The organism is Pseudoalteromonas sp. MTN2-4 (assembly GCF_042848605.1).
In the GTDB taxonomy this organism is placed as follows: Bacteria; Pseudomonadota; Gammaproteobacteria; order Enterobacterales; family Alteromonadaceae; genus Pseudoalteromonas.
On record NZ_BTGK01000008.1, the window covers coordinates 39,286 to 61,154 of the forward strand.

General features: G+C 38.6%; 21 protein-coding genes. 8 read left to right on the forward strand and 13 right to left on the reverse strand.

All coding sequences use genetic code 11. The features are described 5' to 3' along the window. Nucleotides 1-59 precede the first annotated feature (59 nt). The 6 genes from ACGHEH_RS16660 to ACGHEH_RS16685 are packed head-to-tail and all read right to left on the reverse strand — an operon-like array spanning nucleotide 60 to nucleotide 4,743. Nucleotides 60-833: an AAC(3) family N-acetyltransferase gene (locus ACGHEH_RS16660; protein ID WP_390447517.1), complete on the reverse strand. Its 774-nt coding sequence runs from the start codon at nucleotides 831-833 to the stop codon at nucleotides 60-62. Next, complete coding sequence (locus tag ACGHEH_RS16665; RefSeq protein ID WP_390447519.1) at nucleotides 830-1,072, reverse strand: acyl carrier protein; 243 nt, start codon at nucleotides 1,070-1,072, stop codon at nucleotides 830-832. The genes ACGHEH_RS16660 and ACGHEH_RS16665 overlap by 4 nt, the downstream gene beginning before the upstream one ends. 2 nt (nucleotides 1,073-1,074) lie before the next feature. Continuing rightward, the gene (locus tag ACGHEH_RS16670; RefSeq protein ID WP_390447521.1) at nucleotides 1,075-1,737 is read right to left on the reverse strand and encodes a cyclase family protein; all 663 of its coding nucleotides are present in this window, start codon (nucleotides 1,735-1,737) and stop codon (nucleotides 1,075-1,077) included. Further along, entirely contained in the window at nucleotides 1,734-2,354 is a 621-nt protein-coding gene (locus tag ACGHEH_RS16675) for a hypothetical protein (RefSeq protein WP_390447524.1), read from the reverse strand. Before ACGHEH_RS16675 ends, ACGHEH_RS16670 begins: the two co-directional genes overlap by 4 nt. Beyond that, a complete protein-coding gene (locus ACGHEH_RS16680; protein ID WP_390447526.1) occupies nucleotides 2,351-3,685 on the reverse strand; it encodes a class I adenylate-forming enzyme family protein in 1,335 nt (444 codons plus the stop codon). The genes ACGHEH_RS16675 and ACGHEH_RS16680 overlap by 4 nt, the downstream gene beginning before the upstream one ends. Continuing rightward, the gene (locus tag ACGHEH_RS16685) at nucleotides 3,682-4,743 is read right to left on the reverse strand and encodes a hypothetical protein (protein WP_390447528.1); all 1,062 of its coding nucleotides are present in this window, start codon (nucleotides 4,741-4,743) and stop codon (nucleotides 3,682-3,684) included. Before ACGHEH_RS16685 ends, ACGHEH_RS16680 begins: the two co-directional genes overlap by 4 nt. Nucleotides 4,744-4,942: 199 nt before the next feature. Here ACGHEH_RS16685 and ACGHEH_RS16690 point away from each other — a divergent pair, with 199 nt between their 5' ends. Continuing rightward, entirely contained in the window at nucleotides 4,943-5,632 is a 690-nt protein-coding gene (locus tag ACGHEH_RS16690; protein ID WP_390447530.1) for a class I SAM-dependent methyltransferase, read from the forward strand. Between the two features lie 48 nt (nucleotides 5,633-5,680). On the opposite strand, the gene ACGHEH_RS16695 is transcribed toward ACGHEH_RS16690, so the two are convergent. From ACGHEH_RS16695 to pseB, 6 genes are read right to left on the reverse strand one after another with little or no spacing between them, the layout of a single operon-like run. Then, complete coding sequence (locus tag ACGHEH_RS16695) at nucleotides 5,681-6,973, reverse strand: DUF4910 domain-containing protein (protein ID WP_390447532.1); 1,293 nt, start codon at nucleotides 6,971-6,973, stop codon at nucleotides 5,681-5,683. A 1-nt stretch (nucleotide 6,974) separates the two neighbouring features. Then, the gene (gene pseI, locus ACGHEH_RS16700) at nucleotides 6,975-8,045 is read right to left on the reverse strand and encodes a pseudaminic acid synthase (protein ID WP_390447533.1); all 1,071 of its coding nucleotides are present in this window, start codon (nucleotides 8,043-8,045) and stop codon (nucleotides 6,975-6,977) included. Continuing rightward, nucleotides 8,035-9,543: a UDP-2,4-diacetamido-2,4,6-trideoxy-beta-L-altropyranose hydrolase gene (gene pseG, locus ACGHEH_RS16705; protein WP_390447536.1), complete on the reverse strand. Its 1,509-nt coding sequence runs from the start codon at nucleotides 9,541-9,543 to the stop codon at nucleotides 8,035-8,037. The genes pseI and pseG overlap by 11 nt, the downstream gene beginning before the upstream one ends. A gap of 24 nt (nucleotides 9,544-9,567) precedes the next feature. Beyond that, nucleotides 9,568-10,326, reverse strand: coding sequence for a cytidylyltransferase domain-containing protein (locus ACGHEH_RS16710; protein WP_390447538.1), 759 nt, complete (start codon nucleotides 10,324-10,326; stop codon nucleotides 9,568-9,570). Nucleotides 10,327-10,368: 42 nt separating this feature from the next. After that, nucleotides 10,369-11,541 (reverse strand): UDP-4-amino-4,6-dideoxy-N-acetyl-beta-L-altrosamine transaminase, encoded by a 1,173-nt coding sequence (pseC, locus tag ACGHEH_RS16715; protein ID WP_390447541.1) that lies wholly within the window; start codon nucleotides 11,539-11,541, stop codon nucleotides 10,369-10,371. After that, nucleotides 11,538-12,539: a UDP-N-acetylglucosamine 4,6-dehydratase (inverting) gene (gene pseB / locus ACGHEH_RS16720; RefSeq protein WP_390447544.1), complete on the reverse strand. Its 1,002-nt coding sequence runs from the start codon at nucleotides 12,537-12,539 to the stop codon at nucleotides 11,538-11,540. The genes pseC and pseB overlap by 4 nt, the downstream gene beginning before the upstream one ends. A gap of 221 nt (nucleotides 12,540-12,760) precedes the next feature. Here pseB and ACGHEH_RS16725 point away from each other — a divergent pair, with 221 nt between their 5' ends. Continuing rightward, nucleotides 12,761-13,537: a hypothetical protein gene (locus ACGHEH_RS16725; protein WP_390447547.1), complete on the forward strand. Its 777-nt coding sequence runs from the start codon at nucleotides 12,761-12,763 to the stop codon at nucleotides 13,535-13,537. Between the two features lie 155 nt (nucleotides 13,538-13,692). Continuing rightward, the gene (locus ACGHEH_RS16730) at nucleotides 13,693-15,135 is read left to right on the forward strand and encodes a sigma-54 dependent transcriptional regulator (RefSeq protein WP_390447550.1); all 1,443 of its coding nucleotides are present in this window, start codon (nucleotides 13,693-13,695) and stop codon (nucleotides 15,133-15,135) included. A 94-nt stretch (nucleotides 15,136-15,229) separates the two neighbouring features. Here ACGHEH_RS16730 and ACGHEH_RS16735 read toward each other — a convergent pair whose 3' ends face one another. Next, nucleotides 15,230-15,835 carry a DNA-3-methyladenine glycosylase I gene (locus ACGHEH_RS16735; RefSeq protein WP_390447552.1) on the reverse strand — a complete coding sequence of 202 codons (606 nt, stop codon included), beginning with the start codon at nucleotides 15,833-15,835 and terminating at the stop codon, nucleotides 15,230-15,232. A 231-nt stretch (nucleotides 15,836-16,066) separates the two neighbouring features. Here ACGHEH_RS16735 and ACGHEH_RS16740 point away from each other — a divergent pair, with 231 nt between their 5' ends. The 5 genes from ACGHEH_RS16740 (at nucleotide 16,067) to fliG (ending at nucleotide 21,866) form a co-directional block, all read left to right on the forward strand. After that, nucleotides 16,067-17,203, forward strand: coding sequence for a sensor histidine kinase (locus ACGHEH_RS16740; RefSeq protein WP_390447554.1), 1,137 nt, complete (start codon nucleotides 16,067-16,069; stop codon nucleotides 17,201-17,203). Continuing rightward, entirely contained in the window at nucleotides 17,200-18,609 is a 1,410-nt protein-coding gene (locus tag ACGHEH_RS16745; RefSeq protein ID WP_390447557.1) for a sigma-54-dependent transcriptional regulator, read from the forward strand. The genes ACGHEH_RS16740 and ACGHEH_RS16745 overlap by 4 nt, the downstream gene beginning before the upstream one ends. Nucleotides 18,610-18,763: 154 nt before the next feature. Next, on the forward strand, nucleotides 18,764-19,102 hold the full coding sequence (gene fliE / locus ACGHEH_RS16750; protein WP_058029194.1) for a flagellar hook-basal body complex protein FliE: 339 nt from the start codon (nucleotides 18,764-18,766) through the stop codon (nucleotides 19,100-19,102). A gap of 21 nt (nucleotides 19,103-19,123) precedes the next feature. Further along, nucleotides 19,124-20,830, forward strand: coding sequence for a flagellar basal-body MS-ring/collar protein FliF (gene fliF, locus ACGHEH_RS16755; RefSeq protein WP_349287159.1), 1,707 nt, complete (start codon nucleotides 19,124-19,126; stop codon nucleotides 20,828-20,830). Then, entirely contained in the window at nucleotides 20,823-21,866 is a 1,044-nt protein-coding gene (fliG, locus tag ACGHEH_RS16760; protein WP_390447562.1) for a flagellar motor switch protein FliG, read from the forward strand. Before fliF ends, fliG begins: the two co-directional genes overlap by 8 nt. Nucleotides 21,867-21,869 lie beyond the last annotated feature (3 nt).

The window sequence follows — 21,869 nt, forward strand, 5'->3', positions numbered from 1 at the left end:
GCTCTCCAAAAAAGCGATGATTTAAATTGAGTTATAAGTAATTTTAATAAGTTGGAACTTTATTTTCCCTTTTTGGTAAGGAAAAACTTGTTTTTTTCATAAAGAAAAGCGAATGCAGAATGCATATCACTTGTTGTTATAAGCCCAACAGAGCCTCTTCCTACAGGCGCTCTCTTATAGAGGTTATGCTGTGTTGTATATTCATTGAATATGTCGAAGCAGGCTTCACTGCCCTTAATATCAAGGTCTCTAACATATAAAATAGACTTAGACGATACATATTCTCCAGCAACTCGCTTTTTACCATAAAATGTTTTTTCATAACGATAAGGTACATCAAATTGTTTTTCAATATAGTGTAGAAGCGTGCTACCAGCATCGAAATTTATATTTAAGATTTTAGACTCAAGTTTTATCAGTTTTGCAAAAGCACTTTCTTCTGAATAAGCGTTTTCTGGTAAGTTCTGTGTCAAAGCATTTTTATGTTTACCTATCGCAGCAATAGATACTGAAGGGTCATTACTTCTTTGAGACTCTTCTAGTTCACGAATATACTCTGACAAAGCGCCACAATTAGAACGAGTAGAATGTAAATCAAAATACTCGTTACTACCGAATGAGTAAGTAAAAGTAGGTACAACAAACGTTCCTTCTGGACCTAAAACTTCCATGATTGTTTCTACAATCAATTGCATTATGTCATTTTTAGAAGCAGCGCCTTTAGGCACTCCCAGAAACCCTATATTACTGTGGCAAAAGAGGGTATCTCCACGATTGACACCTAAGTCTAATAAAGCCTTTTTTAACTCTTGCTTTGTATAGTGGTACTTCATGGATTCTCAGCTTGGATTTCTAGAATGATCGTTGTTAAACCATCAACAGACGGGAACCTTCTATCTTCAAAATGAAATTCTTGGAAAGATATAGAGAAGCGCTCTTCACAAAACTCAATTAATAAAATCATATCAAAAGAGTCTAGGTACCCACTGTCAAAAAAATTAACTGAATGCTCAACCTTTTCTATATTCTTGTTTTGAGAGATCCAGTTTGCAATTTGATTTTGTATTTCCAAAATTAAACCTCCTCGATAGCAAAACAGCGAGCAGGCGCACCGTCACCGTCTTTAAGCTTTAAGGGGGCGACGATTAGCGTAAATACATTCGTTTTAATTGCGCTAAGGTTAACAAGATATTCCACTATGACAACTCCAGCACCAAGTAATATCTTGTGATTTGGAGCATCCTTTTCTGCTCCTCTGCCATTCAATGGATTATCAGGTTGGGGGGTATCAAGAGCGATTAGTTTACAACCATTATCTACAAGCCATTGACAAGCTGACTCTGAAAAAAAGGCATGGTCGGTATAATATTCATTTGTGTTTAACTGTAAATCCCAGTCAAACCTGCAGACGAGCCTTTCTGGGCATTGGTTATTTAATGCTTGAACTAATTCGTTTCGAGAAATTTCATGTTTTTTGGGTAGATGGGTTAGATTTAAAAGAGTCGCTTTACCATTTAACTGCTCCAAAGAGATTTGTTCTACAGTAGAGCCTCCCTTTATAAAGTGCCTTGGTGCGTCAATATGAGTTCCGGTATGGGTGCCAAGTATTATTTTTCTAGTTTCCCTATTCTCAATACCGTGACGGCCTAGTTGAGTTGACTCATAAAAAGGATGCCAATGAGCAGCAAATGTTTGCATCCCTTCTTCTAAAAGCATCGATAAATCTATAATCTTCATTTTTTTATCTCTATTAATTCTACAGGTATACCAGCAGGGCTTTTTAAAAAAATAATATTTAGTAACTTTTCATTAATTAAGAGCTCAAAGGCTTCAGTTTCAATGTAGTCAGTAAGTTCAGGGTTATCTATATAGTGACTTAGTTTTTTCACAATAAAGGCAAGGGAAGTTGCTCCTATTGAATCTAGATACAAGTCTGATTTATGTACATTTGACACTTGAATTTTTAAAGTAACAGACCAAGTTTTACATAATCTTTTTAAAATTAATTCATCGTTATTCTGATTAAAGCCCAGTCTTTTCCAAAAGTTCTGTTCGTCACTAAATAAGTTACTTGGAATACTGATATTTATATGTCCCTCTTCCAAGTTAATTTTATCAGCTTGAACTTCATTATCACTAAAGTGATTTATTAGCTCAATAGGACTTAGCTGCTTATGCTTAAGATAGTAAATATTGTGGATAGGGCTATGGGTTTTAAGTAAGGGCTTTTTATGTTCAGAGTTGTGTATTTTTAAAGCCGAAAATTCTAATTCATAACCTAGCTTTAAATACTCCATCAAATCAGATTGAATGTTATTTGAGTTTACAGTTAAATGTGAAAAGCCAAAAATCATGCTAACAACTTCTCCAGCTCACCTTTAATTACCTTGCCAGTAATCGTTCGAGGAAAGTTTTCCGTTAATATAAATTTTTCAGGTGCTATTTCTTTTGGAATTGTTTTTTCAATATTACTTATCAATTTATCGAGACAAAAACCTTCTTCAGTAATCATAAATACGACAGGTACTTCGCCCCAAAAATCGTGCTTAGACTTAATTACAGCGCAATCAATTACTTTATTTTGTTTCATGACTGCTTCTTCAAGAAATCTAGGGCTTATATTCACCCCTCCCTTGATAATGATATCTTTCTTTCTTCCAATAATATTGAGTTTATCTGAATTAAAAACACCTAGGTCACCAGTCGATTGACTGAGAAATTGTGTATTTAGATATCCAATAGCCTCCCAAGGAACATTGGCGAGAATCTCTTTGTCATTAGAAAATTCAACTTTAACTTCAGGGAGTAATGACCCTACGTTATTGCCCTCACATTCTTCAATTGTTTGACTACTTATGAATAGTTGTTCGCTTGTACCATAGCTTTCTAAAACATATGTTTTACACTTTTTTAGAAAAGCATCTTTGGCTGCCTCAGGAAGTGGGGCTGTACCAATAAAAATAATTGGCTGTTTTTCTTCCAAGGCATTTATAGTTTCTTTATTTCTTAATAGCTTAGTTGCAAGAATAAGCATAGAAGGGCTAAGCCATAGACAATTGGCTTTAGTGTTGATTAAGGAGTTAAATACATCGGTTGCATTCTTGGCAGAAAAACTATCTTTTATTGTAACACTTCCTCCTGCTATTAATGGACACAAGAAAGTATTTAAAATACCGGCCATGTAATGGTGAGGCATTACACTTAACATATTGATATCTGAATTTAAATTGTGATGCTTAATAAAGGATTTACTGCAATTTACTAAGTTGTTTAGCGAGTGGCATACTGCCTTTGGCTCACCCGTTGTTCCTGAAGTAAAAGTTATTAGTGCCGCTGAGTTTCTGAAGTGATTATTTTGTGACGAGGTTTTATTATTGATAATTTCACTGTCAGTAATTAAAAGTTCAGGTTGAGCAATATTTAGTAATGTATCTAAGTAATCTTTATTAGAATCAGCTTGAATTGGACAAGCTGTGAGGCCTAGCTCTAAGCAGGCTAGCAAGTAGAAATAAAACTCTAAAGGAGAACTTAGTTGAATGGCAACTACACTTCCTTCATCTAGTTGGTAAAATCTGAGGGTGTTTGTATAGTCAAGGGTTTTATGATTTAGCTCACTATACGAAATAGTTTGTCCATCTGTGTAAATGGCTGTCTTATCAGGTTGTGAAAAGTAATTTAGGATCATAAGTTAGCCTGCTCATTTATGAAATAATTCTTATAAACAGGCTTCCAAGGTTTCCCTTCTTTGCTGCTTGTTAGTTTCTGAGCGTGTTTTTGAACCATCTCTGCACTTGCGTTTATTAAGTCTTCTGAACAAACAGAGACGATGAGTAGCCTAGGGTCTACATTATATCTCTTTGCGGCTTCATATATTAGGGGCATATAACTAGAGTGAAATAGGGACATACCGGATATCGTATCAATGGAAGTGATCCCCTGTTTTTCAATGAGAGGTTTGATCAAATCTTCGCCAACATCCATGACTTTTAGAGGATCAATATTGCCTTCTAGCCCCATACGCGCTAAACAACCTAGGAATTGCTCAGTAGAAGTATTTCCTGCGCTTCTACCAAAACCTTGTAGAGAAGTATCAATGATCATTGCGCCAGCTTCCATAGCTGCTAGTGCATTTCCTATTCCTAAGCCTAGATTATTATGGCCATGAAACCCGACCTTTGCCTGACTGTTTTCTGAAATTATAGCTTGAATATACTCTTGCACCTCTTTGGGGAGCATACCTCCTGCAGAGTCAACAACATAAACTGCTTCAGCGCCCATATCAAACGCCACACTTGCTGATTTTGCTAATGCTTCAGGGTGTACTGCATATGATTTCATAAAGTTAACGTAAGGTGTTATTCCATACTCTAAAGCCTTTTCTAAGAAAGATTTACAGTTTGATAGACCTTCAATCGTGCAACCAATCCTAACAAAGTCCATATCGTAATTTTTAGCAAGATCCAGATGTTGTAGTTCAGCAATGCCTGGTATGGCAAACATTCCCCACTTTCCGGTGTTTACTGCCTTAGACGCAGCTTGCATATAAACTTCATCACTTTCTGCTGCAATACCAATCTTTTTGTCTGTTGCACCCAGGCCAACACCATGACCAACTTCTATTAGTTCAAACCCTGAGTTATCTAGAGCATTAGAAATTACTTGTGTATCTTTTTTAGTAAACTGGAAATCGATTTCGTAACTTCCATCTCTTAAAGTGCACTCTAGTATTGTTGGTTTTTGCATCAGAAAGCCTAATATTTATATTTCTACACAGTTAACTTTAAAGCATATTCTGTACCAGTGTAAGTCAAAACCAAAGCTGAGTTAAATAATTTAGAAGGTGTAGGTTGTGAACGCATAAATGTTGAACAGACGTTTATGTGTTGAAATATAAGAGGTTAGAGTGTTAATTTAAAACCATGTTTTTTATTAGGTAAAAAAGATGGCTTATAGCAAAGAAAGTTCTTGGAATGAGGTATACGCCTCTAACTCGCAAATAGCTTACCCACCAGAGGCTTTGATTAGAATTTTGTTAGGTACATTTCCAGAGCTAAGTTTTCTTGATAAGAATTTTAAAGGGAAAAAGGTACTAGATGTTGGTTACGGAGATGGTAGAAACTTCCCTTTATTTGATCGTTTGGGCTTGCTTTGTCATGGTGTAGAAATTACAAAAGACATTGTTTCAAACACGCTTAATCAACCTGCTTTCTCAAATTTAAACTTAGATTTAAAGGTGGGCTCATGTGACAGTTTACCTTACAACAACGGAGAGTTTGATTACTTAGTAACATGGAATAGTAGTTATTATATGAAACCAAAAAACTATAGTTACCTACATCATATTACGGAACTTATGAGGGTAGTTAAAAGTGGTGGCTATATTATTGCTTCAGTCCCAATGCCTTCATCTTTCATATATGATTCATGTAAAACTCTTGAAGATGGTTATGTAGAAATTAGAAATGACTACTTTAATGTGAGAAATGGGCAAATTATGAAGCAATTTGAAAATAAAGAAGACTTTACTGGATATTTTGCACAATTTTGCTCTGAAATCTCTTGTGCTGAAATTACCATGAATTGGTTTGGACTTTCATATGACTGGTATGTAATGGTAGGGAAAAAATGTTAAATTCTTTGAGCTCTAGTTTTTATTTAACGAGAGCTCGGAGATTGTTAGTTATTCTTGTTTTGTTAACAAACCTGAATCCACTAATGTGCGAATTAGTGGTATCAAGCTCAAAGCACTTTCATTAATTTTATCTGCCAAATCAATTAAATCTTTCGTTCCATCTGCATAAGCAAGTAAGTTAGTCATTCTTCTTACTTGTGAATAGTCTTGCTGCATATCACTTGTATTTGGGTACAGGCCTCTTTTACCTAACTGAGGTTCGCATGAGGTTGTAACTTTATATACCCAATTGTGCTCGAGAATTTGAATTGCAGACAGCAAGGCTCTATATGAGCCAGCTAAACCTTTTTCAGTAATAAATGATAAATCATCTAGCGATGTATGATATTCAGGAAAAGTACCGTATTTAGAGCGCATAATAGAGCAAACTGGTAAGTCGACACCTGGTGAGCAAAACTGCCGTTCATCACTGCCCCTTTCTAAGAAACTATAATGGGTATACTTTTCTGTATGATGCTTCAAAGTATGTATAGCAACTTTGTCTGCAAGACTATTTTCTTGTCGAGAGTTTAAGTAGGAATAATCACGTTCATCACCGACACAAGTAACAATAAACCCCGCCTTTAAGTTTTGTTTTAGATGGTCAAGGTGTTTTGATATATAAACGATTGACCCAATTGTCTCCGGTAAGAATAAAATTCGATAAGTATACTCTCTATCTTTCATTTTTTTTATCGCTTCAGCTAATGCGATAGTGACAACAGGGCCCGATAATTCGTTGTTTGCCATTGAAGGGTGGCACACATAAGTAGAGAGCAGAATTTCTTTAGTACTCTTGCCTGGCAAAACAATTTCACCATAATTTAGCTCTCCATCAAACAACTTAGATTTAATGACGACCTTGTAATCACCTTCCCGTAACTTAGTTCTTTGGTTATGGGTTAAGCAAAAGCCCCAATTTTCTTTGTAATAAGACGTTACATACGGTATGGCGTCAGGCATTGATGGAATACTGTATAAATGTTTTTGAAGCGCTTCTAGCGATAGGGTTCGATTCTGTGGAATTGAATACCCCATTAAATGCAAGTTGCACTCTTTGAAGTCGCATATCTTTTCGCCATTTGGTGCAATGATATAAGCATCTTCTATATACCACTCTTTAGGGACGGTCCAATCAAAAGCTTGAGTACCAGAGCTGACGCTGTGAATGTTCAATTCGGGGATAATGTCCTTGAGATAAGTTAAGGTTTGTCTCACTCCAGGACCAGAGAGGCTTCTATTTATTGGAAATAACTCAGTAGCCCTTTCGTACATCACTTTTCCGATATTATTTAAATCCATTCTAATTATCCTTTAATGCAGAATTATTTAAAAAGTTAAGTGAAATAGGGGTACCTTTTTCAATCGCTATGGTGGCCTTACTTCCAATAACCTTATCTATGTATTTCGGAGCAAGCCCAAACCCAGGGCGAATTACTCTAACGTCTTCTTCAGAAATTATGTGCCCTTTTGGAATATTCTTTACCGCATAAATTGAACGCCTAAACTTTTTATTCGGAGACTCTTCGTTCGATGTTGTTATATCACCCGAACCAAGTGATAACCAAGTTTGATTACAAGTGTTGATCAACTCTGTTAACTCACTCGGATCAATCGAAAAAGTACTATCTGGTCCACCTTGATTGCGATCTAAAATAAAGTGTTTTTCAATAACTCGCGCACCTAATGCTACCGCAGTATTTGCTGCGGCTGAGCCAATTGAGTGATCAGATAAACCAGTTAAGAGGTTGAAATGATTTTGTAAAGTGATGATCGACTTTAAGTTCATTTTTTCGACAGGAGTAGGGTATGCACTTATACAATGAAGTATGATGATTTGGTGGTTATTTTGCTCCTTGATAGCCTCTACAGCTTCTTCGACTTCATCTAAATTAGCTAAACCGGTCGATATAATAATAGGTTTACCAGTTTGGGCAATTCGCTTAATGAGGGGAGTATCTGTAATCTCGAATGATGCTATTTTATAAGCGGGGCAGCCAAGTGATTCGAGCAAATCGACAGCCGTATTATCAAATGGGGTACTAAATAAGGTGATATCTATTTCTTTAGCGTAATTAAAAAGCGTTTGATGCCATGCAAAAGGTGTATGTGCTTTTTCGTATAAGCTATATAAGTTTTCACCATCCCATAAACCGCCTTCAATCATAAAATCTTTTTTGTCGCAATCAATTGTCATGGTGTCAGGTGTATACGACTGGATTTTGACAGCACTCGCACCGGCTTGTTTTGCAGCAAGTAAAGTATCAAGGGCTGTTTGTAGTGAGCCATTATGATTTGCTGAAACTTCAGCAATAATGTAAGGCTCAGTAGAGTCGCTAATTATTTTATTGTCAATAATTACTTTATTCTTCATGGATAAGTTCTTTTTTGTTCGTCAATACGAATAATTCATCCTCAACTTTTTTGAATCCGGCATTGCTAAAGAGCTTTTGTGAGGCTTTGTTTGCAGTTGAGACCGATGCATATATATTTTCTAGCAAAAAATGATCCGGAATATTATTTATTGCTTTTAAAGCAATACCTTGATTTTGAAACTCGGTATCAACTAGGATAGAAATTTCATGCCCATCTAAAAATTCATCAAGTCTCAACATCCCTACTGGAAGACTATTAAGATGCGTATTGCTTTTAATAATAAATAGGTGTCTGCTTGGATCACAGAGCGCTTTTTTCATCCAGTTTAAGTGCTCAAGCCATGAAACTGGTTTAGGGTTTCTGGAAAATTTCCTAATTTCAGGATTAGATTGCCATTTATATAGAGTTCTAATGTCTTGCTCAGTTGCTTTTTTTAAGTGAATTTTAGCGAGGCCAAGCTTTCTAAGAAGTCTTGCTACACCTAGCCCATCGCACACTTGTAATGCTCTATTTGCCATTTCATCGACTAAATGTTTATTTTCCACAAAGCTCATAAAAGTACGTTCAAGCTTAAATAAGTCTATGTTTTTTATATCACCCAAATATTTATGCGCCCCATATCTATCTAGTTGTTCGGCTATTTCTATTTGATTTTCGGCTAAAGTGATCGCTAGTGAAGGTATACCTAACGTACACCTCTCCCAAGTTGATGTACCGCATGCGCCAATAGCTAAGTCTGATGTTGAGTAAATCAAACCGACATTGTCACAATCTTCCAATAAGTTTATAAATGGATATTGGGCAATGTCTCTTTTTAATTCATCTAATTGGTAGGCCTGAGAGCTAAGTAAGATGGTTAAAGAAAATGATAAACTATGGAGCTTCCTAACTTGTAATAATAATTTTACAAGCAAATTAGTACAGCCTTCATTATTCATAGCGCCTAAGGCTAAAACAATCTGTTGTGGGAATTTATCTGGTAGTACTGCCTGTGTTTTTCTTTTGGAGTAAAACTCATCACGTAATAAGGCGTAGTGAGAGCCTGATAAGACAGTTGTTTTCGCCGATACATATTCTTTGTAATCGTCTTCAAGTCTATTAAAAGTTTGGTCTAGTAAAAAGTCTACTTCGCCATGCTCTCTGTTGGCTAAGTCGTCAATAGCAACCATTTTCTTACATTTAGGCCGCATGATAGTTTCCCATTCTTTTGCTAACTTGTAATGATCAACAAAGAGAGTATCTATCTGGTGACTTACCTGACTAATTAAATTTTCAGCATCTATACTTTGATTTATGAGTGCTGGTAAATTTATGTAGTGAAAGCCTGCATTTGCAAGCCGCTGCTGATATTTGTTAGGAAGCGAAATACAAGCAAAAGTAATGCTTAAGTGTGTTCCCTGATCGGTGCTTAAAATTCCTTTTGCTATAGAGAAACACCTTTCAAAGTGACCAGCACCAATTTGTTGATTTGCATCCAATCTAAATAAAACTTTCATAGCAACTCTGTTCAGAATCTGATGTTAGGATTGTTTTTCTTGCTCGAGCGAAAACATCAAACCCTCATTGCGTTTATATTTAGCATTTAAGAATTTAAGTTCTTTATTTTCTTCTAAGAATTGCACGACATCTAAGTAACTGAAGTCAGGCTTGCTGATGTAAAGAGACTCTAAAATAGTGGTGATGACGGTCAAGTCTTCGATTTCGTCTACAGTTAGTCTGTAATCAGAAAGGTCAGAGCTATTTTTTAGTATCCCTAGTTTAAATTGCTCTCTGCGGTTTCTCACATATAAAGTGACATGTTCTCTATCAGAGGGTTTCAACTCATGATGCTCGAGTGATTTCAATAAATCAGCCCGAATGACTTCAGTGTCTAAACCGTGAGGAAAAGAAGGGGTGTCGCAATTATTTGTATAATCATAGTTTCCATTAATGTGTAATTGAATAACTTGATCAATAACTTCAGGGTCAATAAGGGGACAATCAGCAGTTATACGAACGATATGATCACATGGGTAGTTTGTTAATGCAGATGTAAACCGGTTAAGCACATTGTTCAGGCTACCTCTAAAAATAGCTATATTTTGTTGATGACAAAAATTAACTATGTCTTGATCACTAGGTTCATCACTAGTAACAACAATAATATTGTTGATGAGTTCGCACTTTCGAAGTCTTTCAATTAAAAAGCTGAGCATAGGGCGGTTAAGGATCGGTTTCAAAACTTTTCCGGGTAACCTCCGTGAGCTCATTCTTGCTTGGACAAATGCATTTACCTTCATTGAATTTTGTGCCTCGATACGAATAATATTTGTAGCTGTTTTTCACTCAATACTATCGGCCATGAGTAGTACTTTCTTTAAGGAGGCAATAACCTTATCCTGTTGTTCTTCGGTCATGAGTGGAAAAAGTGGCAAAGTAATGGCGCGTTTATAATATTCTTCTGCTTGCTCGCAATAAAATTGACTAAAACCTAAACGCTGATAATAGGGTTGTTTGTATATAGGAATATAATGCACATGTGCGAAAACCCCTTCTTCACGTAACTTCTCGACTATAAACCTTTTTGAGCGCGCACTTTTCTCATTAAGAAGAACGACAAAAAGATGATATGAAGAGTAGTTATCGTTATTTACATTGAGAGGAGTAACAGGCAGAGCACTAAGTTTGTCAATGTAGCGCTTAGCTTGTAAATTTCGTTTATTAACAAAACAATCAAGTTTATTAAGTTGGGTAATACCAAGTGCTGCATGCAAGTCTGTCATTCTATAATTAAACCCAAGTAATTGTTGCTCATAATACCAAGGTCCATGACTTTGCTCAGAAAACTCTTGAGTTGCTCCCGTGACGCCATGACTTCTAAACATTTGCATTTTTTTCGCAAGTTTAGAGCATTTAGTTAGAGCGGCCCCCCCTTCTGCTGAGGTAATAATTTTTACTGGATGAAAGCTAAAAATGCTAATGTCTGAGTATTTGCAACTACCAACTTTGTCGTTTTGATATTCAGCACCTACGGCGTGAGAAGCATCCTCAATTATTTTTATATTATATCGTTTGGCGAGAGCTGAAATAGCTTTCATATCACACGATTGACCAGAAAAATGGACAGGAATAATAACTTTTGGAAGGCGATGGTTAGCCTCTGCTGTGGCGAGTTTTTTTTCTAATGCTTCGACACACATGTTGCCGGTGAAAGGGTTAATGTCTACGAAGTCAATTTGAGCATCACAATAGAGTGCGCAGTTTGAAGATGCAACAAAGGAGTTCGGTGACGTCCAGACAATATCGCCACTGCCAAGACCCAGAGATAAGCAAGCTATATGGAGTGCAGAAGTTGCACTATTAACCGCAACAGCGAAATTGACATTACAGTAATCGGCCAACCTTTTCTCAAATTCAGGAACTTTAGGTCCCTGAGTGAGGAAATCAGAGTTTAATACTTCTAAAACAGCATCGAGATCTGCTTGGTCAATATGCTGTTTGCCATAAGGTATCATTGAAGCGCCTTCTGGTTAAAATCTTTGATTTCTTCAATAGTCAAATAATGGGGGTTGTGTAAAGAGTTGTATTCGTAGCCAGGATCTACTTTAATGCCTTTCTCACTTAAGGCATTGGTATCAAAATCGTTTGTCCTACTGCTAAATTTAATACCTGGTGCAATTACAAAGTGATCACTGAACTCAAATGTATCAAAGCAAAGGTCTGCAGGGCACATGACTTCATGTAGCTTCTCTCCTGGACGAATACCGACTATTTTCTGAGGAATGTTTGGGGCCATAGCCTTGGCTAAATCAGTAATCCGGATAGAAGGTATTTTAGGAACAAAGATTTCACCGCCTAGCATGCGCTCAAAGTTTTTTAAAACAAAATCAACCCCTTGTTGGAGTGTTATCCAAAAACGCGTCATTTCAGCATGAGTAATAGGAATATGATCTTTTTTCTCATTGATAAACTTTTGGAAAATAGGCACAACAGAGCCTCTAGAACAAACAACGTTACCGTACCTCACAACTGAAAATGTTGTTTTATGTCCGCCGGCAATATTATTGGCTGCGACAAATAGTTTATCGGAGGCAAGCTTGGTAGCACCATACAAATTAATTGGATTGGCTGCTTTGTCCGTCGATAATGCTATTACTTTTTGAACATTTGCATCTAAAGCCGCTTCAATGACATTTTCAGCACCATTAATATTTGTTTTTATACATTCCATAGGGTTGTATTCAGCGGCTGGGACTTGTTTTAACGCTGCTGCGTGGATCACATAATCAACGCCTTGCATGGCTCTGCGTAATCTATCTTTATCTCTCACATCACCAATAAAATAGCGCATACATGATGCATTGTATTCTTGCTGCATCTCGAATTGTTTTAATTCGTCTCTGGAGAAAATGATGATCTTTTTAGGTTTATAACGTTCAAGCAAGGTCTTCACATATTTCTTGCCGAATGACCCTGTACCGCCAGTGATTAAAATGGTTGAATTATTGAACATTGATTTTTACCCATTTCACTTAGAACTTTACACTTTAAACATTGTGAAAGCCTTCGTGCGAAGTTGATTTAGAATAACCTTACAATTAAACAATACTTTAGCTTATATGAAAACTAAATAGCATATTAAATAACAGGATTTAAGAAACTAGGCTTAATTTGATGATAGTTTGAACACCTCATCTACACTTAAACTGATTTTGTATGTTGTTTGGAGTCAATGTGAAAACCAGTTCACCCAGTACTATAAACACGAACCGTCTAGAAAGTGGTTTTCAGAAACTCGCTTCTGGTAAAAAGCTCAATTCAGCAAAAGATGATGCCGCTGCAATTCATATCTTTACAAGCCTTATTGCTGAACAAAATGGCAATGCAGTTGCAATAAGAAATGCAAATGATGGCGTATCTTTTGCGCAGGTGGCTGATGGGGCATTACAAAGCGTTACAGATAACTTAAACCGAGTTGAAGCCCTCGCTATTCAAGCCAATAGTGGTGCTTTATCCGCAAGTGATAGAAGTGCAATTCAATCTGAAGTTGAACAACTTCAAGCAGGTATAGCGCAAACAATAGAGTCTACCAACTTTGCAGGTAAACCAGTTTTTTCGAGGGAGTCAATCCAATTTCAAGTTTCATCAAACAACGGAGAAATACAATCTTACTCTGTCGATGTTTCTCAAGTGTTGGAGCAACTATCTAACTTGGACGTGTCATCTCAACTAAAAGCGGGTCAGTCTCTTGAATTAGCTAAAGAGCTTAGAGAAGGCGTAAATGATCTGCAAAGTGATTTGGCTAGTTTCTCAAACTCGATTTATCAATCAGTTAATACAAACAGAGAAACACAGCTTGTGTCGATCGCAGGCCGACAGCGTATTGAAAGTACAGAGTATGCATTAGAATCATCAAAAGGTGTTGCGTTTCAGCTTAAGCTAGATGTTGATATTGCATTAAGAGCGCAATCAAACGCATTACCAAATGGGATTGATAAGTTATTAAGTTAATAAATCTTTTAATAACAAAGTATTGATATACCTCATACTCAGTGGCATTTTTTTGGCGATAGAGTCAAAAACTTGCCACTTAGGTATTGCATCCCTGACACACTCCCTTACAATCTTTTATTAAGTCACATTGATAGAAGCATTGGACTCCTTAAATGGTTTTAATCTTAGATAACAATAATAATCGCGCGAATGGTTTATCAGCTGCTCTTAACTTTGTAGGGCAACCTGCGCAAATGGTTTCTGAAAGTGATTTTCAGAAAGAGATGTCTAAGACTAAAGATGCCATAGTCGTCCTTGGTGCGCTTGCAGAGCTTGATCACGAACAAGTCATTAAAGCCTCTCCTGCGACTCCATTTTTGTTAATAGGCGAAACGCTCAAACCACTTTTAGATCTCGCTAACGTCATTGGTTTAATCTCAGAGCCCTTTATTCATGATGTAACCATGCAATTATTGCATGATGCTCAGCAATACCTTCGAATGCTACCAAATAAAGCTGATGCCACAGCGGGCAAGAGTTTCGATGGTTTAGTGGGTGAAACTGAAGCGGTTAAGCAAGTTCGCTTTTTAATTTCACAAGTGGCTAAAACTGATGCCAACGTACTGATTTTAGGTGAGTCAGGTACAGGTAAGGAAGTGGTTGCACGCAATGTTCATCTTTTATCAAAAAGAAGCTCAGGGCCATTTGTGCCTGTGAACTGTGGAGCCATTCCTGGTGATTTATTAGAGAGCGAATTATTTGGTCATGAGAAAGGGGCTTTTACAGGGGCGATTTCAGCACGAAAAGGCCGCTTTGAACTCGCTCAAGGTGGTACCTTATTCCTAGACGAAATTGGTGATATGCCATTGCAAATGCAGGTAAAATTGCTTCGAGTGTTGCAAGAGCGCAGTTATGAGCGAGTGGGCGGTACAAAAGCAATTCAGGCTGATGTTCGAATCATTGCAGCGACTCATAGAAATTTAGAGGTCATGATAGAAGACGGTAAGTTTCGTGAAGACTTATTTTACCGTTTAAATGTTTTCCCAATCGAAAACCCTTCTTTACATGAGCGCGCAGATGATATTCCACTGCTATTAAACGAGCTTATGCGTCGCGTGCATGAGCAAAGTGGCAGCACAGCTAAATTTACAGAGCGTGCAATTGAGAGTCTTAAAGCCCACCCTTGGCCTGGTAATATTCGAGAGCTGGCTAACCTTGTTGAGCGTATGGTGATTATGTTTCCTGAAAAGGTGGTCGACGTCACTGACTTGCCGACTAAGTATCGACATATTGAAGTTGAGGCGTTTGAACCAGAGTACCCTGAAGAATTACTTGAGAAGGATGCATTTAACGAATTATTTAGTAGTGGCTTTAGCGACTATGATGAAGAGTCGGTTGAGTTTGACTCTGGGTTCGATGAATCTGCAAATCAGTTTGGCCTGTTGCCAGATGAAGGTATTGAATTAAAAGAGTACTTGGCTGAATTAGAAGTGAGTTTAATTACTCAAGCGCTAGAAAGAAATGACTACGTGGTGGCCCGTGCAGCGGAAATACTAGGTGTACGTCGTACAACGCTCGTAGAAAAAATGAAAAAATATAATTTAAATAAAGACTAAACCAACTACCCATAGATATTGGTAACTGAGCCAGTGAATTATAGTAAAAAGCGCGTTTAATACGCGCTTTTTACTTTTCTATATTTTCTGTTTATTACATAAGCTCTTTTGCAAAATCTTTATCGCAATATAAATCAATGATCTCTTGCTTTCGAAAGCAGGCATTATCGTGGTCGTTGACCATGCCACACGCCTGCATATGTGCGTATACCGTGATTGGGCCTAAAAATTTAAACCCGCGTTTTTTTAAATCTTTGGCAAACTTTTCACTGATCTCGCTGGTGGCTGGGTAATCTTCTCGGCTATGTATTTGATTCACTATGGGTGTATTGTTTACAAACTGCCATTGGTATTTCGCGAAGCTGCCAAACTCTTGCTGTATGTTTATAAATGCTTTGGCATTATTTATTGTCGCCGCAATTTTTAATTTATTGCGAACAATGCCTGGCTCAGCCATTAAACGTTCTATATCTTCATCTGTCATAGCTGCAACTTTATTGACGTCAAAATTTTTAAAAGCAGCTCGGTAGCCGTCGCGCTTTTTCAAAATAGTGTACCAACTCAGTCCTGCTTGTGCTGATTCAAGGGTGATAAACTCGAATAGCTTTTGGTCGTCAAATACTGGGATACCCCATTCTTCATCGTGATAAGCAACGTAATCTGGTTTTGTTTCATCTAGCCAAAGACAGCGTGTGCACATTTTTTGTATCCCTGTTGATTGATACCAATCCTCAAAATAGTTCACTTAATTAAGAGGATTGGTACGAGTATAAAAAGAGTATATATAAAGCTGTATAAAAAAACAGTGTCAAAAATGTAACACTTAATAAATTTAGACTGAAATGCACCTTAGTTATTGAAAGTAAATAGTTTTTAATTTTGGCGCACAATTTGCTTTATTCGGTTAGTTTAAAGTTTTGAGATTAACGTTATGGCACTAGCACAATTAGCCCAGACATCACATTTATCTCCAGTAACGCCTCTAAGTCGTCGACCTGATTTAGAGTTTAACCCATGTTTACTGCAGGAGGCTTATGTGGGGGAATTAAGCGACTTACGTCAACAAGCAAGTTGGTTAAGTCACCTAGTTGATACTATGCCTGCTGGCGTTGTGGTACTCGATGGTCAAGGTATGATTGCCAAGGCAAATCAAATAGCCATTGACATGTTGGGTGAGCCGCTAGAAGGTGAAAAATGGTTTAATATCATTCAACGCTCTTTTAGCCCGCAACAAGACGATGGACACGAAGTGTCATTGCGAGACGGTCGTTTGATCAAGCTTGATATTACTGCACTTGCACCAGAGCCGGGGCAATTAATTTTAATGACCGACCTAACAGAAACCCGTCGTTTACAGAAACGTATGGCACATATGCAGCGTTTGAGCTCTCTAGGTAAAATGGTTGCATCGTTAGCGCACCAAGTTAGAACGCCACTTTCGGCAGCTATGCTGTATGCAGCTAATTTAGGTAGTAATAAAGTGCCTGAAGCATCTCGTTCACGCTTTCATGAAAAACTGATGTCTAGATTGAAAGATCTCGAATCGCAAGTAAACGATATGTTGCTGTTTGCAAAAAGCGGTGAGCAGCAAGTGATCGAAAAAGTGTCTATGCAGCAACTGCTTAGTGAAGTGAAAGCGGGGGCAGATGCCATGGTGGCGATGAATAGTAGTGAGCTTGAAGTAAATTTACCAGAACCAGACATTGAGATTTTAGGTAATAAAACAGCGCTCGCCAGTGCCATCCAAAACTTAATTCACAACAGTATTCAAGTGATTGGCAAACATGCGCACATCACATTAAGCGCAGCGCGTGATGAAGAGTCAGATAGAGTCAGAATTTCAGTGTCTGACAATGGCCCAGGTGTTGATTTAGCGCTGTCAGAAAAAATATTTGAACCTTTCTTTACCACAAAAAGCCAAGGTACAGGCCTAGGTTTAGCGGTTGTTAGCTCAGTGGCTAACTCACACAAAGGTAAAGTAGAAGTCACCAATAATGAGCAAGGCGGTGCGTGTTTTAGTTTATTACTGCCGATTTCATTCAGTACAGAGCAATTGGAGGTTGTATGAGTCATTCAATATTAGTCGTTGAAGATGATGCAGGGTTAAGAGAAGCACTAATCGATACACTTCAACTTTCAGGTTTTGATACGGTTGAGGCGAGCTCTGCCGAAGAAGCGGTGATGCTTTTGAAAAAACAAACCTTCTCTATTGTGGTCAGCGATGTGCAAATGGGCGCAATGAGTGGTTTGGATTTACTCAAAACCATTAAGCTTAACTACCCAGATTTGCCTGTGCTGATGATGACGGCTTATGCAACTATTGACGATGCAGTAGAGGCCATGCGTTTAGGTGCCATTGATTACATGGCAAAACCGTTCGCGCCAGAAGTACTTCTGAATATGGTTAGTCGTTATATGCCGGCAAAAGAAAAAGAAACTGAAGGCCCTGTGGTTGCTGATCCACAAAGTCTGCAATTACTTGAACTTGCCAATAAAGTCGCTAAATCTGATGCTAGCGTGATGGTGCTAGGGCCGAGCGGTTCAGGCAAAGAAGTATTGGCTCGATTCATCCATGATAAATCAGAGCGTAAAGATGAAGCCTTTGTCGCCATCAATTGTGCGGCTATTCCTGAAAATATGCTCGAAGCAACTTTGTTTGGGTATGAAAAAGGTGCGTTTACAGGTGCTATTCAAGCGTGTCCAGGTAAATTTGAGCAAGCACAAAAAGGCACCATCTTATTGGATGAAATCACAGAAATGGATTTAGGCTTGCAAGCTAAACTTCTTCGCGTGTTGCAAGAGCGAGAAGTAGAGCGTTTGGGTGGTAGAAAAACCATCGACTTAGACGTCAGAGTTTTGGCGACCAGTAATCGTGATCTTAAAGAAGCGGTGGCTGAAGGTAAATTCAGAGAAGATTTATATTACCGCTTGAATGTTTTTCCTCTGATGTGGCTGCCACTGAATGAGCGCCCAGGTGATATCGTAGTGTTAGCTGAGCACTTGTTAGCAAGACATACCAGCAAAGCTGGTAAGCCAGCAGTGCAATTAAGTGATAGTGCAAAGCAAAAGTTATTATCACATTCTTGGCCTGGTAATGTTCGCGAGCTTGATAATGTGGTTCAACGTGCTTTGATCTTGCAGCAAGGCGATACTGTACATGGTGAAGATATTTTTATTGAAAACTATCAACCGAGTTTAGTAACTACAAGAACAACGAATATGGAAGTCCCGCCACAGATCAATGTGGAGCAACAGGCGCGACATGTTGAGCCTGTAGTCAGTGACACAGAAAGTTATGATGCTGCAAATTATAAAGCGACACTACAAGATAAAGAGCATCAAATCATATTAGATACGCTCCATAAGTGTAATGGTAAGCGTAAAGATGTCGCTGAAGTATTGGGTATGAGCCCAAGAACCTTACGTTATAAACTCGCTAAAATGCGTGATATGGGGATCCCATTACCAGCATAACTTTCTTCTCTGCAAGAGGCCAAAATCTTGGCCTCTTTCTTATTGTCAAAAAGTCGACTCATACAAAATGATTCTAACACACTGAAAATAAAGATTTAATTTGTGGCACGTTTTGTGCTTTTACAAGTTATATGTTTTTATTGGAGTGGGTGTTATGAAAATCCAACCAAACTCTCTTTATCAAGAAATGCAGTCTCTGGCAGTAGAGGCAACGAGAAATACCATTAAAACCAATGAAGTTGCAGTGCAAAAAACGGCGGCGACTTCTTCAGCACAATTTGGCGATTTGCTGTCAGACGCAATCAATACGGTAAATGGTTTACAAAAAGATGCTAAATCAAAAGTAACGGCACTAGAAATGGGTGATAGAAGTGTTTCACTTGCCGAAGTCATGATAGCATCACAAAAATCATCAGTGGCTTTCGAAGCGACGGTACAAGTTAGAAATAAACTTGTAGAATCTTATAAAGAAATCATGAATATGCCTGTTTAATCAGGGTAGTGGAGTAGCACCGTGGCAACGAATCAATCAACCGATCTGACTTTAACCGATGGCACTGCTGGCGCTGGCTCTGAAGAGCAGCAAGAGCAAAAGTCGGGATATTTAAGCGCATTAAGTGGCGTTGATATGCTTCGCCAGGTGACTATTATCATTGCTTTAGCTATTTGTTTGGCAATAGCAATTGCGATTATCATTTGGGCACGCCAACCTGATATGCGCCCACTGGGCCAGTACCCAACCGAAGAGCTAGTGCAAACTCTGGATTTTCTTGATGCGCAGAAAATTGATTATGAGCTTGAAGGCAACACCATTATGGTTGCCGAAACCGATTACCAAACCATAAAACTACAAATGGCCCGTGATGGTTTCACGCAAGCACCAAGCTCAGGTACAGATATATTAATGCAAGACATGGGCTTTGGTGTGAGCCAGCGCCTAGAGCGTGAACGCCTTAAGCATAGCCGCGAACAGCAACTAGCGCGAACAATCGAAGAGCTACAAGATATCAATCGTGCCAAAGTCTTACTGGCTATTCCAAAAGAAAATGTATTTGCGCGCCGTGAGAAAAAGCCTTCGGCTACCGTGGTTATTACTTTAAAGCGTGGTAGAACGCTTGGCGGTGAAGAAGTTGATTCGATTGTAGATATCGTTGCTTCAGCTGTGCAAGGTTTAGAACCAGCTCGTGTTACCGTCACAGATCAAAACGGTCGTTTGTTAAATTCAGGTTCGCAGGACTCACTGGCTGCACGATCGCGTAAAGAATATGAAATTGAGCGCAAGCGTGAACAAGAGTACCTAGAAAAGATTGATAGCATCCTTATTCCTGTTGTTGGCCTCGGTAAGTATACCGCTCAAGTTGATTTAACCATGGACTTCAGTGCAGTTGAAGAAACACAAAAACGCTATAACCCTGACTTACCTGCTGTACGTAGCGAAACCACCTTTGAAGAAAGCAACATCGGTGGTATTACCGCAGGTATCCCAGGAGCGCTATCGAACCAACCACCAGTAAATTCAAATATTCCTGAAATCGCAGGTGGCGCTAACGGTCAAGGCTCATCGCCTTCTCGTTCACAAAAAGAAGCCACTCGTAACTATGAATTAGATACAACTATCAGCCACAAGCGTCAGCAAACAGGTGTGATTCGTCGCATCAGCGTTTCAGTGGCAGTAGATTATTTACCAAAAGCAGATGAAGAAGGCAATATGACAATGGCACCTCGTAGCCAAGAGGAGTTGATGAATATTCGTCGTCTACTTCAAGGTGGTGTGGGTTTTGATATGCAACGTGGTGATGCGTTAGAAGTTGTAACTGTCCCATTTGTACGTGAAGATATCATTGAGCAAGCTGATCTGCCGCTGTGGGAACAAGATTGGTTTATGAAAACAATCCGTCTTGCGCTTGGTGCCTTGGTTATTATTGTGCTTATACTGGCGGTTGTTCGTCCGATGCTGAAACGCCTAATTGACCCAGATGACACTCTAGAAGACTTTGATGAGGATGCGTTAACAACGGGCGTAGATTTAGGTGATAGCACGTTAGATATGCTGAACAATGAGTTTGATTCATCAGCAGTTGGCTTCTCATCAGATGGTACTTTACAATTACCAGACTTACACGGCGACGAAGACTTACTGAAAGCAGTAAGGGCGCTTGTAGCCAATGAACCAGAATTATCATCACAAGTTGTGAAAGCGTGGTTAACGGAAGATGAGTAACGAAGAAGAACAAAAACAGCTCCCAGTAGCTTTTGATGTTGAGAAGCTTGATGGGGTTGATAAAGCTGCCATCTTATTACTGAGCCTAACAGAAGAAGATGCTGCACAAATTTTAAAGCATCTTGAGCCAAAACAAGTGCAGAAGGTCGGTATGGCTATGGCAGCCTTAGACGACCTTTCACAAGCTAAGATCAGTGCGGTTCATAACCTATTTATTGAGCAGATCCAAAGCTTCAGTACAATAGGTTTCCAATCTGAAGACTTTATTAAAAAAGCACTTACGGCTGCACTTGGTGAAGATAAAGCGGCAAGCCTAATTGACCAAATTGTCATGGGCTCAGGAGCGAAAGGTCTAGACTCATTGAAATGGATGGACTCAAAGCAAGTTGCCAATATTATTCGTAACGAGCACCCGCAGATCCAAACCATCGTATTAAGTTATCTAGAGCCAGAACAGTCTGCCGAAATTTTGTCGCAATTCCCTGAAAAAGTCCGCCTGGATTTGACTATGCGTATTGCGAACTTAGAAGAAGTTCAGCCAGCCGCACTACAAGAGCTAAACGAGATTATGGAGAAACAATTCGCAGGTCAAGCCGGTGCGCAGGCTGCGAAAATGGGCGGCTTAAAAGCGGCTGCAGATATCATGAACTACCTAGACACCAATGTTGAAGGTCAGTTAATGGATTCAATCCGTGAGCATGATGAAGAGATGTCACAGCAAATTCAAGATCTGATGTTTGTATTTGAGAACCTGATGGATGTCGAAGATCGTGGTATTCAAGCTATTTTGCGTGAAGTACAACAAGATGTATTGATGAAAGCAATTAAAGGTACTGATGATGCACTGAAAGACAAGATACTAGGTAATATGTCTAAACGTGCAGCTGAGATGATGGCGGATGATCTTGAAGCAATGCCACCAGTGCGTATCAGTGAAGTAGAAGCCGCACAAAAAGAAATCTTATCTACAGCTCGTCGTCTTGCAGATTCAGGTGAGATTATGCTGGGTGGCGGTGGCGGTGAAGAGTTCTTATAATCG

What these genes read in the sequence shown, in the direction of transcription:
- ACGHEH_RS16735 (WP_390447552.1), bottom strand. Translation starts at nt 15,835, where the DNA reads ATGTGCACACGCTGTCTTTGGCTAGATGAAACAAAACCAGATTACGTT.
- ACGHEH_RS16685 (WP_390447528.1), bottom strand. Translation starts at nt 4,743, where the DNA reads ATGCAAAAACCAACAATACTAGAGTGCACTTTAAGAGATGGAAGTTAC.
- ACGHEH_RS16730 (WP_390447550.1), top strand. Translation starts at nt 13,693, where the DNA reads ATGGTTTTAATCTTAGATAACAATAATAATCGCGCGAATGGTTTATCA.
- ACGHEH_RS16690 (WP_390447530.1), top strand. Translation starts at nt 4,943, where the DNA reads ATGGCTTATAGCAAAGAAAGTTCTTGGAATGAGGTATACGCCTCTAAC.
- ACGHEH_RS16675 (WP_390447524.1), bottom strand. Translation starts at nt 2,354, where the DNA reads ATGATTTTTGGCTTTTCACATTTAACTGTAAACTCAAATAACATTCAA.
- fliG (WP_390447562.1), top strand. Translation starts at nt 20,823, where the DNA reads ATGAGTAACGAAGAAGAACAAAAACAGCTCCCAGTAGCTTTTGATGTT.
- ACGHEH_RS16695 (WP_390447532.1), bottom strand. Translation starts at nt 6,973, where the DNA reads ATGGATTTAAATAATATCGGAAAAGTGATGTACGAAAGGGCTACTGAG.
- ACGHEH_RS16670 (WP_390447521.1), bottom strand. Translation starts at nt 1,737, where the DNA reads ATGAAGATTATAGATTTATCGATGCTTTTAGAAGAAGGGATGCAAACA.
- ACGHEH_RS16660 (WP_390447517.1), bottom strand. Translation starts at nt 833, where the DNA reads ATGAAGTACCACTATACAAAGCAAGAGTTAAAAAAGGCTTTATTAGAC.
- ACGHEH_RS16745 (WP_390447557.1), top strand. Translation starts at nt 17,200, where the DNA reads ATGAGTCATTCAATATTAGTCGTTGAAGATGATGCAGGGTTAAGAGAA.
- ACGHEH_RS16680 (WP_390447526.1), bottom strand. Translation starts at nt 3,685, where the DNA reads ATGATCCTAAATTACTTTTCACAACCTGATAAGACAGCCATTTACACA.
- ACGHEH_RS16740 (WP_390447554.1), top strand. Translation starts at nt 16,067, where the DNA reads ATGGCACTAGCACAATTAGCCCAGACATCACATTTATCTCCAGTAACG.
- pseG (WP_390447536.1), bottom strand. Translation starts at nt 9,543, where the DNA reads ATGAAAGTTTTATTTAGATTGGATGCAAATCAACAAATTGGTGCTGGT.
- ACGHEH_RS16710 (WP_390447538.1), bottom strand. Translation starts at nt 10,326, where the DNA reads ATGAAGGTAAATGCATTTGTCCAAGCAAGAATGAGCTCACGGAGGTTA.
- pseI (WP_390447533.1), bottom strand. Translation starts at nt 8,045, where the DNA reads ATGAAGAATAAAGTAATTATTGACAATAAAATAATTAGCGACTCTACT.
- fliE (WP_058029194.1), top strand. Translation starts at nt 18,764, where the DNA reads ATGAAAATCCAACCAAACTCTCTTTATCAAGAAATGCAGTCTCTGGCA.
- pseC (WP_390447541.1), bottom strand. Translation starts at nt 11,541, where the DNA reads ATGATACCTTATGGCAAACAGCATATTGACCAAGCAGATCTCGATGCT.
- pseB (WP_390447544.1), bottom strand. Translation starts at nt 12,539, where the DNA reads ATGTTCAATAATTCAACCATTTTAATCACTGGCGGTACAGGGTCATTC.